General features: G+C 72.5%; 19 protein-coding genes and 1 riboswitch. Of the genes, 3 read left to right on the top strand and 16 right to left on the bottom strand.

Annotation, left to right across the window (positions count from 1 at the left end; all coding sequences use genetic code 11):
* Window positions 1-44: 44 nt before the first annotated feature.
* Window positions 45-536, top strand: coding sequence for a group II truncated hemoglobin (locus H283_RS0113315; protein ID WP_020144018.1), 492 nt, complete (start codon window positions 45-47; stop codon window positions 534-536).
* On the opposite strand, the gene H283_RS0113310 is transcribed toward H283_RS0113315, so the two are convergent.
* Genes H283_RS0113310 through pnuC form a run of 9 tightly spaced genes read right to left on the bottom strand, consistent with a single transcriptional unit; the run spans window position 524 to window position 6,998 of the window.
* Entirely contained in the window at window positions 524-1,114 is a 591-nt protein-coding gene (locus H283_RS0113310) for a flavin reductase family protein (protein ID WP_020144017.1), read from the bottom strand. The genes H283_RS0113315 and H283_RS0113310 overlap by 13 nt on opposite strands.
* A complete protein-coding gene (locus H283_RS0113305; RefSeq protein WP_020144016.1) occupies window positions 1,111-1,623 on the bottom strand; it encodes a PH domain-containing protein in 513 nt (170 codons plus the stop codon). The genes H283_RS0113310 and H283_RS0113305 overlap by 4 nt, the downstream gene beginning before the upstream one ends.
* Before the next feature lie 29 nt (window positions 1,624-1,652).
* On the bottom strand, window positions 1,653-2,498 hold the full coding sequence (gene hisG / locus H283_RS0113300; protein ID WP_020144015.1) for an ATP phosphoribosyltransferase: 846 nt from the start codon (window positions 2,496-2,498) through the stop codon (window positions 1,653-1,655).
* 14 nt (window positions 2,499-2,512) lie between these two features.
* The gene (locus tag H283_RS0113295) at window positions 2,513-2,776 is read right to left on the bottom strand and encodes a phosphoribosyl-ATP diphosphatase (RefSeq protein WP_028785574.1); all 264 of its coding nucleotides are present in this window, start codon (window positions 2,774-2,776) and stop codon (window positions 2,513-2,515) included.
* Between the two features lie 44 nt (window positions 2,777-2,820).
* Window positions 2,821-3,291, bottom strand: a complete 471-nt coding sequence (ribH, locus tag H283_RS0113290; protein ID WP_020144013.1) for a 6,7-dimethyl-8-ribityllumazine synthase — start codon at window positions 3,289-3,291, stop codon at window positions 2,821-2,823.
* Window positions 3,288-4,529, bottom strand: coding sequence for a 3,4-dihydroxy-2-butanone-4-phosphate synthase (ribB, locus tag H283_RS0113285; RefSeq protein WP_020144012.1), 1,242 nt, complete (start codon window positions 4,527-4,529; stop codon window positions 3,288-3,290). The genes ribH and ribB overlap by 4 nt, the downstream gene beginning before the upstream one ends.
* A complete protein-coding gene (locus H283_RS0113280) occupies window positions 4,526-5,191 on the bottom strand; it encodes a riboflavin synthase (protein WP_020144011.1) in 666 nt (221 codons plus the stop codon). Before H283_RS0113280 ends, ribB begins: the two co-directional genes overlap by 4 nt.
* 10 nt (window positions 5,192-5,201) lie before the next feature.
* Window positions 5,202-6,236, bottom strand: coding sequence for a bifunctional diaminohydroxyphosphoribosylaminopyrimidine deaminase/5-amino-6-(5-phosphoribosylamino)uracil reductase RibD (ribD, locus tag H283_RS0113275; RefSeq protein WP_020144010.1), 1,035 nt, complete (start codon window positions 6,234-6,236; stop codon window positions 5,202-5,204).
* A 3-nt stretch (window positions 6,237-6,239) separates the two neighbouring features.
* Window positions 6,240-6,998, bottom strand: coding sequence for a nicotinamide riboside transporter PnuC (pnuC, locus tag H283_RS0113270; RefSeq protein WP_020144009.1), 759 nt, complete (start codon window positions 6,996-6,998; stop codon window positions 6,240-6,242).
* Window positions 6,999-7,114: 116 nt separating this feature from the next.
* Window positions 7,115-7,245, bottom strand: a riboswitch (FMN riboswitch).
* A 301-nt stretch (window positions 7,246-7,546) separates the two neighbouring features.
* Between pnuC and H283_RS0113265 the strand changes: the two genes are divergently transcribed.
* Together H283_RS0113265 and H283_RS0113260 are read left to right on the top strand one after the other, a co-directional pair.
* Window positions 7,547-7,906, top strand: a complete 360-nt coding sequence (locus H283_RS0113265; RefSeq protein ID WP_020144008.1) for a YciI family protein — start codon at window positions 7,547-7,549, stop codon at window positions 7,904-7,906.
* Between the two features lie 192 nt (window positions 7,907-8,098).
* Complete coding sequence (locus tag H283_RS0113260; RefSeq protein WP_020144007.1) at window positions 8,099-9,409, top strand: M48 family metallopeptidase; 1,311 nt, start codon at window positions 8,099-8,101, stop codon at window positions 9,407-9,409.
* Window positions 9,410-9,482: 73 nt separating this feature from the next.
* On the opposite strand, the gene rpe is transcribed toward H283_RS0113260, so the two are convergent.
* Genes rpe through H283_RS0113225 form a run of 7 tightly spaced genes read right to left on the bottom strand, consistent with a single transcriptional unit; the run spans window position 9,483 to window position 15,966 of the window.
* The gene (rpe, locus tag H283_RS0113255; RefSeq protein ID WP_043649535.1) at window positions 9,483-10,139 is read right to left on the bottom strand and encodes a ribulose-phosphate 3-epimerase; all 657 of its coding nucleotides are present in this window, start codon (window positions 10,137-10,139) and stop codon (window positions 9,483-9,485) included.
* A gap of 29 nt (window positions 10,140-10,168) precedes the next feature.
* Window positions 10,169-10,948: a class I SAM-dependent methyltransferase gene (locus H283_RS0113250; RefSeq protein WP_020144005.1), complete on the bottom strand. Its 780-nt coding sequence runs from the start codon at window positions 10,946-10,948 to the stop codon at window positions 10,169-10,171.
* Between the two features lie 49 nt (window positions 10,949-10,997).
* Window positions 10,998-12,533: an RsmB/NOP family class I SAM-dependent RNA methyltransferase gene (locus H283_RS0113245; RefSeq protein WP_020144004.1), complete on the bottom strand. Its 1,536-nt coding sequence runs from the start codon at window positions 12,531-12,533 to the stop codon at window positions 10,998-11,000.
* Window positions 12,526-13,509, bottom strand: a complete 984-nt coding sequence (gene fmt, locus H283_RS0113240; protein WP_020144003.1) for a methionyl-tRNA formyltransferase — start codon at window positions 13,507-13,509, stop codon at window positions 12,526-12,528. The genes H283_RS0113245 and fmt overlap by 8 nt, the downstream gene beginning before the upstream one ends.
* Window position 13,510: 1 nt before the next feature.
* Window positions 13,511-14,056 carry a peptide deformylase gene (gene def / locus H283_RS0113235; protein WP_020144002.1) on the bottom strand — a complete coding sequence of 182 codons (546 nt, stop codon included), beginning with the start codon at window positions 14,054-14,056 and terminating at the stop codon, window positions 13,511-13,513.
* A gap of 39 nt (window positions 14,057-14,095) precedes the next feature.
* Window positions 14,096-15,430: an MFS transporter gene (locus tag H283_RS0113230; protein WP_020144001.1), complete on the bottom strand. Its 1,335-nt coding sequence runs from the start codon at window positions 15,428-15,430 to the stop codon at window positions 14,096-14,098.
* Window positions 15,427-15,966 (bottom strand): helix-turn-helix domain-containing protein, encoded by a 540-nt coding sequence (locus H283_RS0113225; protein WP_028785572.1) that lies wholly within the window; start codon window positions 15,964-15,966, stop codon window positions 15,427-15,429. Before H283_RS0113225 ends, H283_RS0113230 begins: the two co-directional genes overlap by 4 nt.
* Window positions 15,967-16,017 lie beyond the last annotated feature (51 nt).

The following is a 16,017-nucleotide window of genomic DNA, read 5'->3' as shown; positions in this document are numbered from 1 at the left end:
CCCGAGGCCTTGTCGCGTCGCCCGCGGGATGGGAGCCTGCGACGGTGACCCGGACCATCTACGACGCCGTCGGCGGGATGCCCGCACTCGTCGCCCTCGCGCACGCCTGGCACGAGCGCGTCCTCGTCGACCCCGTCGTGTCGCACGCCTTCTCGCACGGCTACCACCCCGACCACACCGCACGGCTCGCGGCGTACTGGGCCGAGGCGCTCGGCGGCCCTCCCACCTACTCCGGGTCCGTGGCGAGCGAGTCGGCGGTCGTGCGGATGCACTCGGGCAACGGCCCGCACCACGACATGGACGAGCGGGCGCTCGCGTGCTTCGAGCGGGCCGTCGAGGACGCCGGCCTCGCGGACGACCCGGAGGTGCGCGACGCCCTCGTCGCGTACTTCGGCTGGGCGGTGGGCTACATGAGCACCTACCACGGGTCGGCCGACGAGGTGCCCGACGGCCTGACCGTGCCGCAGTGGTCGTGGGACGGCCTCGTCGACGGCACGGACTCCCGGGCGACGGCCTCGCCGGCTCAGCCCCAGTAGTCGTCGATCGCCGCGGGACCCTCCTCGGTCGCGGCGGACGTCCGCCGCTCGGTGACCGTGAGACGTCCCCGGTAGAAGAGCATTGGCCGGCCCGACTCGCCGTCCTCGAGATCGAGGACGCGGCCGACGACGACATCGTGGTCCCCCGCGACGTGCACCTGCTCGACCGAGCAGTGCACGCGCACGAGCACACCGGGAAGGCTCGGGCCACCGTGCTGCGACGGCTCCCAGTCGAGGGAGTCGAAACGGGCGCCGCCGGCCGAGCCGAAGCGCGCGATGAGGTCGCGCTGCTCGTGTCCGAGCACGTTGACGGTGAAGCGGCCGTCGTCCCGCATGCGCGGCCACGACCGGCCACGGTGGTCGGCGCAGAAGAGCACGAGCGGCGGGTGCAGGGAGACCGACGCGAACGACTGGCAGGCGAAGCCGACGGGCTCACCGCCCTGGGCGAACCCGGTCACGATCGTCACCCCCGTGGCGAAGTGGCCGAGCGCGTGGCGCATCCGCTCCGGCGTCGGCTCACCCGTCGGCTCACCCGTCGGCCCCGTCGGCCCCGTCGGCCCCGTCGGTCCAGCCGTCATGCCGGGTCCTGGCGCGGACCGGGCTCACGCGCCTCGCCGAACGCCTGGACGAGCGCCGCGAGACGGGAGGCCTCCCGGCCGGCGAGCGGACCATCGGCCTTCTGGATCGCCATGACCGCCACGGTGTCGCCGTCCTCGAGGTCGAGGGTGACCCAGGGCTCTCCCCCGCCGAACTGGATGCCGACGACCTCGGGCCACTCGAGCGTCCGGGTGAGCACGAGGTTGCGCACGACGAGCCCGGCCGGGCTCGGCACCGCGCGGATCGACGCGTACCGCCACGCGAGGAAGGCGATGACGACGCCGAGACCGAAGAACATGATGCGGTCGCCGAGCCCCCACCGACCGTCGACCTGCGCCGGCATGACGACGGCGATGATGCCGAAGAGGGCGAGCGAGGACCAGACCGCGCCGAGCGCGACCGCCCGGCCGCGATGGGGGCGGAAAGGGGCCCACGCGGCCGAGTCGGCGGCCGGGTCGTGCTCCGGCTGGGACGAGGGCTGCTGCGTCATCGGTTCACGTCCGTCATCCCCGTCGTGCGTCACAGCCGGCAGGCGGCGATGTCGGTCACGAGGATCGCCCGCGCGCCGAGGTCGTAGAGCTCGTCCATGAGTCGGTTGCGCCCGATGCGAGGCACCATGGCGCGCACGGCGACCCACGCCTCGTCCTGCATCGGCGAGACCGTGGGCGACTCGAGGCCCGGCGTCAGCCGGCAGGCCCGGTCGACGAGGTCCTTCGGGCAGTCGTAGTCGAGCATGACGTACGTGCGGGCCGTGATGACGCCGGCGATGCGCCGCTGGAGCACCTCGATGGCCTGGTCCTCGCCGGGGCGGTCGCCGCGGATGAGGACGGCCTCGGACTGCAGGATCGGCTCGCCGAACACCTCGAGGCCCTGCTGGCGCAGGGTCGTCCCGGTCTCGACGACGTCGGCGATGCAGTCGGCCACCCCGAGGGTGATGGCCGTCTCGACCGCGCCGTCGAGGCGCACGACCTCCGCCGAGAGCCCACGGGCGGCGAGGTCGGAACGCACCAGGCCGGCATAGGACGTGGCGACCCGCTTGCCCGCGATGTCGTCGACGGTGCCCACGTGGCCGGGCTTGCCGGCATACCGGAAGGTCGAGGCGCCGAAGCCGAGCGACATGACCTCGACGGCGCTCGAGCCCGAGTCGAGCAGCAGGTCACGACCGGTGACGCCCCCGTCGACCGTGCCGGAGCCGACGTAGACCGCGATGTCGCGGGGGCGCAGGTAGAAGAACTCGACGTCGTTCTCGGCGTCCGCGACGACGAGCTCCTTGGTGTCACGGCGCACGCGGTAGCCCGCCTCGCGCAGCAGCTCGACGGTCGCGTCGGAGAGAGAGCCCTTGTTGGGCACGGCGATTCGCAGCATGGAGTGAACAGTCCTCAGAGGTGGGAGTAGACGTCGTCGAGCGAGATGCCCTTGGCGAGCATGAGGACCTGCAGGTGGTAGAGGAGCTGGCTGATCTCCTCGGCGGCCTCGTCGTTCGACTGGTACTCGGCGGCCATCCACACCTCGGCCGCCTCCTCGACGATCTTCTTGCCGATCGCGTGGACGCCGGCGTCGAGCTGCGCGACGGTGCCCGAACCCTCGGGTCGCGTCTGCGCCTTCTCGGCCAGCTCGGCATACAGCTGCTCAAAGCTCTTCACGGTGCCCCAGCCTACGGGCCGCACAGCCGTGTCCCGGACGGTGCTCACGTCGTGGCGACGCCGCGGAGGGCGACGACGGTCGCCACGGCCGCGGACGCGGCCTCGTGGCCCTTGTCCTCGGCGGAGTCGGGCAGCCCGGCGCGGTCGAGCGCCTGGGCCTCGTCGTCGCACGTGAGCACGCCGAAACCGATCGGCGTGCTCGTGCGCACCGAGACGTCGGTGATGCCGACCGTCGCGGCCTGGCAGACGTAGTCGAAGTGTGGCGTGCCACCGCGGATGACGACCCCCAGGGCGACGAGCGCGTCGTAGCGGTGGGCGAGGGTCGCGCACGCGACCGGCAGCTCGAACGTCCCGGGGACGCGGACGACGTCGACGTGCGTGACCCCGGCGTCGGCGAGGCCACGACGCGCGCCGTCGAGGAGGCCGTCCATGACCTGCTCGTGCCAGCTCGCCGCGACGACGGCGACCCGCAGCCCGGTGCCGTCGGTGCTGATGGTGGGGGCGCCGTCCTTCATGCCGTCTCCTTGCCGTGCCGGTCGGTCGGGACCGGGATGTCGTGACCCATGCGCTCGCGCTTGGTCGTGAGGTACTGCTCGTTGTCCGCGCCCATCGGTCCGTGGAGCCGCTCGACCGCGACGACGTCGAGCCCGAGCTGGCGCAGCGACGAGACCTTGTTGGGGTTGTTCGTCAGGAGGACGACCTGCGTCGCACCGAGGTCGTGCAGGATCGCCGCACCGGCGGCGTACTCCCGCGCGTCGACGGGCAGGCCGAGAGCCGTCTGGGCATCGACGGTGTCGGCGCCGCCGTCCTGCTCGGAGTAGGCCCGGAGCTTGTCGACGAGCCCCACGCCCCGGCCCTCGTGACCGCCGAGGTACACGACGACGCCACCGTCGCGCCCGACGCGCGCGAGGGACGCCTGGAGCTGGGGCCCACAGTCGCAGCGCAGCGACCCGAACGCGTCGCCGGTCAGGCACTCGGAGTGCAGGCGCGTGACGACGGGTCCGCTCCGGCCGCGGCCCTGCAGCCCCCGCGGGCTGACGAGGGCGACGTGCTCGTCGCCGGTCAGGGTGTCGCGGTAGCCGTGGGCCGTGAACGTGCCGTGCACCGTCGGGATGCGGGTGGTCGCGAGGCGTTCGACCCGGTCCAGGCGCTGCCGGTGGTCGATGAGCTGCTCGATGGTGATGACGGGCAGGCCGAACTCGCTGCCGAGCCCGACCACGGCGTCGAAGCGCATCATCGTGCCGTCGTCGTGGACGAGCTCACCGATGACGCCGACCGGCGACAGGCCCGCCAGCCGGGTCAGGTCGACCGCCGCCTCGGTGTGGCCGGGACGGGTCAGCACGCCTCCGTGGCGGGCGCGCAGCGGCAGGATGTGCCCGGGCCGGATGAGGTCGGCGGGCGTCGAGTCGACGTCGGCGAGCATCCGGACGGTGTGCAGGCGGTCCGCCGCGCTGATGCCCGTGGTGACCCCTGACGCGGCATCGACGGAGACGGTGTAGGCGGTCCGCAGCGGGTCGCGGTTCTCGGCGACCATGAGCGGCAGCTCGAGCCGGTCGGCGATCTCGTCGGGCATCGGCGCGCAGAGGTAGCCGGACGAGTGCCGGATGGTCCACGCCATCCAGTCCTCGGTGGCGGTCTCGGCCGCGAGGACCAGGTCGCCCTCGTTCTCGCGGTCCTCGTCGTCGAGCACGAGGACGGGACGGCCCGCCTGCAGCGCCTCGAGGGCCTCCTCGACGGTGGAGAGGGTGGTCATGACTCGACCTCCTGCCGGTCGGTCTGTCGGTCGGTCTGTCGGTCGGTCTGTCGGTCGGTCTGTCGGTCGGGCTGGCGGTGGCTGAGCAGTCGCTCGACGTACTTCGCGATGACGTCGACCTCGAGGTTGACGACGTCACCGACCCCCTTGTGCCCCAGGGTCGTCAGGTCGAGCGTCGTGGGGATGAGCGAGACGCCGAACACCCCGTCGCCGACGTGGGCGACGGTGAGCGAGACCCCGTCCACGGTGATCGAGCCCTTCTCGACCACGTATGCCGCCAGGCCCGCTGGGAGCGTGAAGTCGACCGTCTCCCAACGGTCCCCGGGCGTTCGCGAGGTGATGGTGGCAGTCCCGTCGACGTGGCCCTGCACGACGTGACCACCGAAGCGGCCGTCGGCCGGCATGGCGCGTTCGAGGTTGACGCGGTCACCGGGGGCCAGGGCCCCGAGACTGCTGCGGGCGAGGGTCTCGGCCATGACGTCGACCGTGAAGCCGGAGGAGTCGTGCTCGGTCACCGTGAGGCAGACGCCGTTGACGGAGATGGAGGCGCCGTGGGTGGCGTCGCTGACGACGAGGGGTCCGTCGATGCGCAGCACGGCCGAGTCGGCGCCGTGCTCGATGGCGGCGACGGTGCCGAGCTCCTCGACGATTCCGGTGAACATGGCTGTCTCCTCAGGGTTCTGCGGGCACTCGCGGGTGGGCGCCGGCGTGGATGCGGACGTCTCCCCCGACGACCGTCACGTCGACGAGATCAAGGCGTCGGACGTCTGCGATGGAGGTGATGCCGAGGTCGGCCACGGCGGCCCGGCCCGAGCCGAGCAGCGCCGGGGCGACGTAGGCGTAGACGTCGTCGACGAGACCGGCGCGCAGGAACGCCGCGGCGAGCGTAGGGCCTCCCTCGAGCCAGACATCACGGATTCCGTTGTGCCACAAGCGTTCCAGTGCCTCGTTGGGGTCGCGAGTGGTCAGGTGCAGCACCTCCCCCGGAGCGTCGTGGAGGCGCGCTCCGGCCGGAAGTCCACGCTCTCCCATGACGACGCGAAGGGGCTGCTGCGGCGCGAGCCCGCCACCCGGCATACGCACCGTGAGACGGGGGTCGTCGGCGAGCACGGTGCCCGTGCCGACGAGGACGGCGTCACGGGTGGCGCGCAGCCCGTGGACGTCGGCGCGCGCTGCCTCTCCCGTGATCCACTGGCTGCTGCCGTCGGCCGCGGCGCTCCTGCCGTCGAGGGTCGTGGCGAGCTTCCACGTGACGAGCGGCCGGCCGAGGGCCACGCAGCGAGCCCAGCGGTCGTTGAGGGCGGCCGCCTCGTCGGCGAGCACACCTCCGGTCACGTGGATGCCGGCGGCGTGCAGCACCTCGGCGCCTCCCGCCGCGTCCGGGTTGGGATCCGACTGCGCGAAGACGACCCGCGCCACGCCGGCCTCGACGAGCGCCTCGGCGCAGGGGCCGGTGCGGCCGGTGTGCGAGCACGGCTCGAGCGTCACGTAGGCGGTCGCGCCCCGGGCCGCGGGGCCGGCCGACCTCAGCGCCTCGATCTCCGCGTGCGGCGTGCCGGCTCCGTGGTGGTGACCCTCTCCGACGACGAGGGCGCCGTCGGCAGCGACGATGACGCAGCCGACCCGCGGGTTGGGGTCGGGCCACGGCCCGGACGCGGCGAGCCGGAGGGCTCGTCGCATCCAGGCCGGGGCGGCCGTGTCACCCATGGGTCAGCTCGACGTCCCGGTCAGCTGCGGCTCGACGTCGCGTTCGGCGACCCGTGACACCTTGACCCACTGGGTGAAGCCGTAGATGACGAAGAGGCCGTAGAACGTGTAGAGCACACCGGTCGGCACGTAGTCGGTCGCGAAGGCGAACGGCACGCCGACGAGGTCGACGGCGATCCACGCGAGCCAGAACTCGTTCCAGCCGCGCGCCATCGCGTAGGTCGCGACGATCGAGCCGACGAAGATCCAGGCGTCGCACCAGTAGAACCACCACTCGGGCGTGAAGAACGGGTTCGGCGAAAGGTTCCACAGCCAGACGAAGACCTGGTGCACGACGACCGTGCCGACGAGCCAGAAGACGACGACGGCGACGCGCTCACGGCTCGTGGCCCAGCGGGGCGTGATCGCCACACCGCTCGAGTCGTCAGCGTGGTTGAGCCGGCGGACCTGCGACCAGCGCCACCAGCCGTAGATGCTCGTGATGATGAAGAAGACCTGCCGGCCGGCCTGACCGAAGAGCGGGATGCGCTCGTCCGCCCCGAAGACGGCACCCAGGTAGACGAAGAACAGCATGATGTTCGCGAGGATCCCCACCGGCCAGGCCCAGACCCACCGGCGCATGCCGAGGTAGGCGGAGGCGAGCCCGATGAGGACGCCGATCAGCTCGAGCCAGTGCAGCTGGTACGGCCCGATCGGGATGGTGGCGTCGATGGCCTGTTGGAAGACGTTCTTCGTCTCGTCGGCCAGAGCAAGAGCCTGCATGTGGTGTTCGTCCTTGGTCGTTCGTCGTGGCACGGACGAACTCCGGGGTGACTCCACACGCCCACGTGGTCCGGACCCGGACGGACGATGCCGACGGCCCAGGCCACGACGGCCTGTTTCGTGCTGCCTCCCATCCGGACTTTCACCGTCGGTCCCGGAATTTCACCAGGTCAACCGGCCGCTGGATGCGGTCGGGTCGCGGACTGTAACCGCCGGCTCGGAATTACACCGACCCCGGAGCACGTAGTGCCAGTATGCACCCGCGTCCGTCGGCCGTGCACGCCGCGACCGCGTGACGGGCGCCACGGCAGGCGCCTTCGCTGTCCGTCCCGGCAGAGCGGCCGGTCAGAGACGCTCAGCGCCGCTGCAGGGCGAGCTGGATCGCGGCCGGGCCCGTGACACACCGTGTGCCGCCCGCTGCCGTGGGGCGCAGACGACGTCGAGCGCGGAAGAAGAGAGATCGACACCCGTGTCGAAATCACCGGTCCCCGTTCGTGTAGTAGGCATGACGCGGACAACAGGGTCCGCCCGGACAGAAGGAGCCCGTCGTGGCCGAGTACCTCCTCTACTTCAACCAGCAGTGGGTCGGCGACCACTCCGAGGAGTGGTTCCGCGGTCGCGGACCGCTCGCGATGGCGGCCGTCGACGAGATGAAGGCGGCCGGCGTGTACGTCTTCGCCGGGGGTCTCGAGGAGGAGGACGGACCCGTCTACCACGCCGACCCGACGAGCGGCCAGGTGATGATCACCGACGGTCCCTACGTCGAGACGAAGGAGTTCCTCGGCGGTTTCGCCATCGTGGACGTGCCCGACGACGAGACCGCCACGATGTGGGCCGGGAAGATCGCCGAGGCCTGCGGCTGGCCCCATGAGGTCCGCCGGTTCAAGTCACGGCCCAAGGTCGACTGACCGCCTCGACGGGCGCGTCGCCGCACCCGTCGGGCCGCACCCGTCGGGCGCACCCGGCGGCCCGCACCCGTCGGCCCGCACGCTCCACACCCGCCGGCGGCCCGCGGACTTCCCGAGCCGGGGAGTCCGCGGGCGCGCAAGTGGCAGCTCTCCGTTCGCCCGAAGCAGGTCAGCGCACCCTAGGCTGCGTCCGTGACCAGAGCCGCCACCGCGACCGTGGGAGAGCGCTGCCCGCAGTGCTCGACCGCCACGGTCGCCGCAGCCGGATCCGATGTTCCCTGGTGTCCGGGGTGCGAGTTCGGCCTCGACACGTACGACCCGTCGACCGCACCGTGGCGCGGCACCCGATGGCTCAGTCGGTGGGGCTACCGACGGGCCTTCCACCTCGACGACGAGCTGCGCTCGCAGCTCGTCGTCGACCCGTCGTCGGCTGCTCTCAGACGAAGCGGCGAGACGGCGCTCATGGCCGTCTCTGCCCTCATCACGATCGTCTCGCTCGCGTGCTTCGTCGGTGTCGTGCTCGTCTGGTCCCGGACCGACTGGGTCCCGCCGGCGAAGTTCTTCGCATCGGTCGGTCTCGTCCTGCTCGGCATCTGGACGAGACCCCGGTTCGGACGCCTCCCACGGAGTCTGAAGAAGGTCCCGGCGGACCAGGCACCCGCCCTCCGCGGCCTGATCCGGGAGGTGGCCTCCGCCGTGGGCACCTCGGAGCCCGACGTCCTCGTCCTGCTCGCCGACGAGGTGAACATGGCGGTGACGCGAGTCGGCGTCCGGGGCCGCTCGGTCCTCGTCATCGGCATCCCACTGTGGCTGCTCCTCACCCCGGAGATGCGCGTCGCCGTGCTCGCGCACGAGCTCGGCCACCTCAACAACCGGGACCCCCTGCGCGCAACCCTGACCCGGCCCGCCACGGCGATCTTCGCGAGTGCCGTCGACTGGACCGGCGGGCACAACCCGTGGCGCAGACTGGGCGACCGGCTCGACCGCGCCGACGACGACTCCTTCGCGACGATGCTGTTCCGTCTCCTGCTAGCGGCGGTCAACACGATCTTCGCGTCGGTCCAGCTCGCCATCGACGCCGTCGCGGCCCCGGATCACCGCAGGGCCGAGTACGCCGCCGATCTGGCGTCGCGCGAGGCAGCGGGCTCGACGGCCACGATCGCCGCGCTGGACCGGCTCACCTTCCTCGACGACCTCGTCAAGGCACTCGTGCACGACGTCGTCACGAAGGCCCCGACCGACTGGGTCACCCTCGCCGAACGTCGCCAGGCCGCCCTCCAGGACCAGCTGCTCGTGCGGCGCCAGGCGTCCCGCCGTGGGAGCGACCTCTGGGCGACACATCCCCCGAACGGCTGTCGAGCGGCGCTGATCGAGGCACTTCCCGTGGTCCCCGGGACCGTGCCGGTCGATCCCGAGCACGGCGCGCGCGTCGACGCCGAGCTGCGTCACTGGTACGCGTCCACCCACCGGGAGATCCTCGGGGCTCGCGACTTCCTGGGTTGAGCGGGCATCCGTCCCGGGACCGCTGACCGGTCCCGCGCGCCCGCGCCCTCCGTGACGGTCGGACGCCGTCGGGTCAGTGCCGGTGCGTGAGAGCCAGGGCGCGGAGCTCGTCGACGGCGACCGCCGCGTCCTCGGCGCCGTACACCGCTGAGCCGGCGACGAACACGTCGGCGCCCGCCTCGGCGCACTGCTCGATCGTGTCGGCGCTGACGCCGCCGTCGACCTGGATCCAGATCTCGCCGCCGTGGCGGCGCACGGCCTCGCGCACCTGGCGGACCTTGGGCATCTGGTCGGCCATGAAGGACTGCCCGCCGAAGCCCGGTTCGACCGTCATGACGAGCACCATGTCGAGGTCTGGCAGCAGGTCCTCGTAGGGCGCGAACGCCGTCCCGGGCTTGAGCGCCATCGACGCTCGGGCACCCGCGGCCCGCAGGGTCCGCGCCAGCTCGCGGGGCTCGCGTGCCGCCTCGACGTGGAAGGTCACCGACTGGCACCCCGCCTCGGCGTAGGCCGGCGCCCAGCGGTCGGGGTCCTCGATCATGAGGTGTGCGTCGATGGGGATCGGGCTCACCGCGAGCAGCGCCTCGACGACGGGCAGCCCGAGGGTGAGGTTCGGCACGAAGTGGGCGTCCATGACGTCGACGTGCGCCCAGTCGGCGTTCGAGATGCGCCCGAGCTCCGCCTCGAGGTTGGCGAAGTCGGCGGACAGGATGCTCGGTGAGATCTGCACGCGCACAGCCTAGGGGCGCGTGGCCGGAGTCAGGCACCGCCCTTGGCCCACACCGAGACGTGCGACTCCGACTCAGCCGTGAAGGCACTGCGGTCCCAGTCCGCCCAGCGGTGCGTCAGGGTCAGGCCCGCCAGGCGCGCCATGAGGTCGAGCTCCGACGGCCACACGTAGCGGTGCGCCGAGGCGGCATACCTCGCCAGCTCCCGCCCCTGGGCGTCCTGCCGGCCCTCCCGGACGTAGTGGTGCGAGACCGACAGCTGGGACACGACGTCGACGGTGTCGAAGCCGGCGTGGCGCCTGCCGACGTGAAAGGGCACGGCGGTCTGCCCGGGCGGCATCCGGCGCAGCTGCGGCACGAAGACCTCGACGACGAAGCACCCTCCCGGAGCGAGCTGCCCGGCGACGGTGCGGAAGCACTCGACCTGGTCGTCCTGGGTCAGCAGGTTCGTGATCGTGTTGTAGACGAGGTACGCGAGGCGGTAGCCACTGCCCACCCGGGTGGTCGCCATGTCACCGATCGTCACCGCCAACCGGTCACCACCCGGCTTGCGTCTCAGCTCGGCGACCATCGCCTCCGAGACGTCGACGCCGTGCACCTCGACGCCGCGCCCTGCGAGGGGCAGCGCGACCCGCCCGGTGCCGATCGCGAGCTCGAGGGCCGGGCCCTCCCCGGCGAGGGCATGGAGCACGTCGACGGTCGGGCCGAGGACGGCCGGCTCGAACATGTGGGCCGACCCCGCGTCGTACGTCGGCGCCACCCTCTCGTCGAAGGGGGTGGGCTCGAGGTCGTCGGTCGCGTATGCCGTCACGGCCCCACCCTGCCCACCGCGCGGTCCCGCGTGCGAGCGCTTTTCGGCCCTACCGCTTGCGCAGCAGGGCGAAGAACATGGCGTCGGTGCCGTGGACGTGCGGCCAGAGCTGGACGTACGGCCCGTCGCCGAGACCCGGCAGCTCGCGCCCGGAGGCATCGACGAAGAGCGGACGCGCGTCGACCAGCTCGACGTCGCCGCGTCGCTTGAGGACGTCGGTGACGACGAAGCGCGTCTCGTTGAGGTGCGGGCTGCACGTCGCGTAGCCGACGAGTCCCCCGGGCGTGGTGGCCGCGAGGGCGGACTCGAGCAGCTCGCGCTGCAGCCCGGCCAGGGCCGCCACGTCGCCGGGGCTGCGCCTCCACCGCGCCTCGGGGCGGCGTCGCAGTGCTCCGAGGCCCGTGCACGGGGCGTCGATGAGGACGCGGCTGAAGGCGCCCGGCTCGAGCTCGCCGAGCTCCCGCCCGTCCCCGTGTCGGACCTTGAGGCTCGTGTCCAGCTCGCGTGCCTCGGCCCGGGCCGCCGCCAGGGTCTGCCACACGAGGTCGGCACGGTGCTCGCTGATCTCGTTGGCCACGAAGGGGATCCGTCGCTCGATGGCAAGGGCTGCGAGCAGCCCCGCCTTGCCGCCCGGGCCCGCGCAGAGGTCGAGCCACCGCTCGTGCTCGGCGGCCTCACCCTCGGTGTCGGCGGCCGCGAGGGCGAGGACGAGCAGCTGCGAGCCCTCGTCCTGGACCGCTGCCCGTCCGTCGCGCACGGCCGAGATGGCTCCCGGGTCACCCTCCGGCAGCGTCGCCCCGACGGGGCTGAGCCCGGAGCGCTCCGCGCCGGCGTCCTCGAGCTCGTCGAGCGATGCGAGACCGGGTCGCGCGACGAGAGACACCTTGGCGGCAGCGTTGTCGCTCTCGAGCAGCGCCGTCAGCGACTCCTCGACGTCGTTCGGACCTGCGGCGCCGTGCCCGATGAGGGCGGCTCGGAGCGCCTTGGCGATCCACACGGGGTGCGACGTGCGCAGCGCGAGGCGCTCGATGGGATCGACGACGTCCCGCGTGACCACGTCGATCCACTCGTCCGGCTCGCGCTCGCTGATGCGCCGCATGACGGCGTTGACGAAGCCGGCCGCCCCGGCCCCGTTGACCTGCCGGGCCAGCGCGACGGTCTCGTCGACGGCCGCGTGGCTGGGCACGCGCATCCCGAGCAGCTGGTGCGCACCGAGCCGCAGGGTGTCGAGCACGTTGGCGTCGATCCTGTCGACGGGCCGACCCGCGGCGGACGCGATGATCGCGTCGTAGAGACCGGAGAGGCGCGTCGCCCCGTAGACGAGCTCGGTGGCGAAGCCGGCGTCTCGTCCGGCGATCCGCTTGTCGCGCAGCAGCTTCGGCAGCGTGAGGTTGGCATAGGCGCCGTCGGCGACGTCACGCATCGCGGTGTAGGCGGCGAGCCTCGGCGCGTCCGTGCGCCGGGCCCGCTCCGACGGCCGCTGCTCCGAGCGGTGCCCGGCGGAGCGCTCACGCGCCTGCGGCCGCTGGCGGTCTCCGCGTCGCCCGTCGCCCGGTCGACCGCCGCCGCGTGGCTCGTCACTCATCGCCGACCCCTTCCCCAGCCTCGATGCGCGTGCCTCGGGCCCAGTCGGCGGCCGCCATCGGCTTCTTGCCGTGCGCCTGCACCGTGCCCAGACGGACCGGGCCGGTGCCCGTGCCGACGTAGACGGCCTTCTTCGTCACGAGGAGCCTGCCGGCCTCGAGCGCCCCGAGCGCCTCGAGCGCCTCGAGCGCCTCGAGCGCCTCGGAGCCGGGGACCTCGCCGGCGTCCGCGAGGCTCACGGGCCAGACCTTGAGTCGCTCGCCGCGGAAGGTCGTCCAGGCCCCGGGGGCCGGCGTGCAGCCGCGCACGAGCCGGTCGACCGCGGTCGCCGGACGCGTCCACACGATGCGGGCGTCCTCGACCTCGATCTTCGGCGCGAGCGAGACGCCCTCGCTCGGCTGCGGTACGGCGACGAGGTCGCCGGACTCGAGCCCGTCCAGGGTGGCGACGAGCAGGCCGGCCCCGGCGGTCGACAGTCGACCCAGCAGGTCGCCGGCGGTGTCGGTGGGCCGGATCGTCTCGGTCATGACCCCGAGGACCGGGCCGGTGTCGAGACCGCGCTCGATGACGAACGTCGACGCACCGGTCACCTCGTCGCCCGCCATGATCGCGTGCTGGACCGGTGCCGCTCCACGCCAGGCGGGCAGGAGCGAGAAGTGCAGGTTGATCCAGCCGAGACGCGGGATGGCGAGCGCGTCGGGTGGGATGAGGTTGCCGTAGGCCACGACCGGGCACGCATCGGGAGCGAGCGCCGTGAGGGCGTCCATGAAGTCGGGGTCCTTGACGCGCGCGGGGGTGAGCACCGGCAGCCCGAGCTGCTCGGCCCGACGACGGACGGGCGAGGCCTCGAGCCGCCGCCCGCGGCCCGAGGGGGCGTCGGGTCGGGTGACGACGCCGACGAGCTCGTGGCCCGAGGACGCGATGGCATCGAGGCTCGGCACCGCCGCCTCGGGGGTGCCTGCGAAGACGACTCTCATGTCACATCGCCCGGCCGAAGGTCGAGTGGGGGCTGATCCGCACCTCGGGCGGGTCCTCGGCGAACCACTCCGCCGCACGGATGGCCCGCATCGCCTCACGGCGCGCCTCGGGGTCGAGCCGGTCGAGGAAGAGGATGCCGTCGAGGTGGTCGGTCTCGTGCTGGACGCAGCGGGCGAGCAGCTGCGTGCCCTCGAGCACGACGGGTTCGCCCCACATGTTCTGTCCCTTGGCCACGACCGACAGGGCACGCTTGGTGTCGAACGCCAGGCCGGGGATCGAGAGGCACCCCTCGGGCCCGTCCTGCTCGTCGTCGGAGAGGTCGAGGACGGGGTTGACGAGGTGGCCGAGCACGCCGTCGACCCAGTAGGTGAAGACGCGGAGGCCGACACCGATCTGTGGGGCCGCGAGGCCGGCGCCGGGGGCGTCGAGCATCGTGTCCTCGAGGTCCTTGACGAGCACGCGCAGCTGCTTGTCGAAGTCGGTGACCTCGGCGGCGGCGGTCCGCAGGACCGGGTCACCGAAGAGTCGGATGTCCTTGATCGACACAGGTCTCCAGGGGTCGGGAAGGCGTGGGGCGCCGCCAGTCTAGGACCGCGACGGCTCGTCGGCCTCGGCGCCGGCCGCTGCGCCGGTCACGTCGCGGGTCGCGTCGCGGGCCTCGGCGCCACCCGCGGATCCGGCCACGGCCGGGTCTACGCTCGTGCGCCCCAGCTCACGCACCGATCGCGACAGCAGCGCGGAGAGGGAGATGACGACGTAGACCCCGGCGCTGACGAGCATCAGCACCTCCGTATCGACCGTCGTCGCGAGCCAACCGTAGAGGAACGTCCCGATGGGGATGGCGACGAACGACCCCAGCGCGTCGTAGCTCGACACCCGCGAGAGCACCGAGACGGGGACGTGCTCGTGCAGGGCCGTGCTCCACCCGACGCCGAAGACCTCCACGGCCGCGCCGGCGAGGAAGAACCCGATGGCGACGGGCACGATCGCGGGTGCGACGCCGAGGAGCACCATCGGGACGGCGAGCACGCAGATGGCGAGCATCCCGGCGCGCAGCGGTCGCCGCAGCTGCAGCCGCAGCATGACGAGGGTCATCAGGACGGTGCCGATCGCCTCGGCGCTGAGCACGAGGCCCCAGCCCGCCTCTCCGATGGAGGCGGTCGAGCTCGCGATGAGCGGGCCGAGGACGCCGAGGACTCCGGCGTGGATGGCGTTGGTCAGCCCGAAGGCGAGCACGATGACCCAGAGCCACTCGCGCCGGGTGAACTCGCTCCACCCCTCCCGCAGCTCGCGCACCATCGAGTGGTGCGCCCGCCCTTCCTCCTGGGACCGCCGGGGCAGCCCGACGCGCGTCAGGCAGACGATGGCGACGGCGTAGGTCAGGGCGTCGACGGCGAGCGCCCATCCGGGTCCGACCCCGACGACGAGCAGGCCGGCGACCGCGGGTCCGATGATGGACAGGCCGCTCCGGCTGAACGACAGCAGCGCGTTGGCCTGCTGGAGCCGCGACCGGTCGACGACGAGCGGGACGATGCCCATCATCGCGGGCATCGTGAACGCCGAGACCGCGCCGTTGACGCCCTCGAGGACGGTCAGCTGCGTCAGCGTCGCGTCGCCGCTGATGATGAGGTACGCCGCGAGCGCCTGGGTCAGGCACGTGAGCACGTGCGACACCTGGAGCACGACGATCCGCGAGAAGCGGTCGGCGATGACGCCTCCGACGAGGAGGAAGACGACCATCGTCAGGGTCCGCACGCCGAGCACCTGTGCGAGGGCCGTCGCCGACTGGTCGATGTGCAGCACGGCGAACGCGAGGGCCACGGGCACCATGACCGAGCCTGCGGTCGAGACGGTGCGGGCCGTGAAGTACCACGCGAAGCGGCGGTCGGACAGCACCCCGAGCGACGCCTGGACCTTCATGACGCCTCCTTCGCGTCCCGGAGCCTGAAGGCAGCGACGGACAGGGCTGCCCGCACGGTGCCCTCGGTCCGCGGCGGGCGCGCCGAGGCGTGCATCAGGGCGCTCGCCTCGTCGACGAGGGCCGTGACCTTGTCCCAGACCTCCTCCTCGACCCACAGCTCGGCGTCGGTGAAACGGCTCGGCGTGCCGGGAGCGAGCTCGAGGAGACGCCGGGGGATCATGTCGGCGAGCACCCGCGCGTGGGCGAGCCGGTCCTCGTCGCGCGTGTCCTGCGGGCGGCGCACGACCGGCGCGTCCCAGGGGTGGCGGTACTTCTTGGCCCTACCTCCGCGCACCGTCTCCTCCCCCGCGACCTCGAGCAGGCCCGCGGCGAGCAGCAGGCGCAGGTGGTAGCTGGCGTTGGCCTGCGTGACGTCGAGCTCGCGCGCGACCTCGGCGGCGCTCAGCTCGGCGCCGGTCAGCAGCGAGAGCATCTGCAGTCGCAGCGGGTGGGCCGTGGCGCGGAGCTCGCTGATCCGCTCTTCCTCCAAAGACATGTTTGGGAGTATGCCGTCCGGCCGGGTCAACCGTCAAGCATTCCTTTGGAG

The sequence above is a fragment of the Terracoccus sp. 273MFTsu3.1 genome, from assembly GCF_000383675.1.
Lineage (GTDB): Bacteria > Actinomycetota > Actinomycetes > Actinomycetales > Dermatophilaceae > Terrabacter.
Note: the sequence above shows the minus strand (reverse complement) of the source record. Positions and strands in the feature narration are given on the sequence as shown.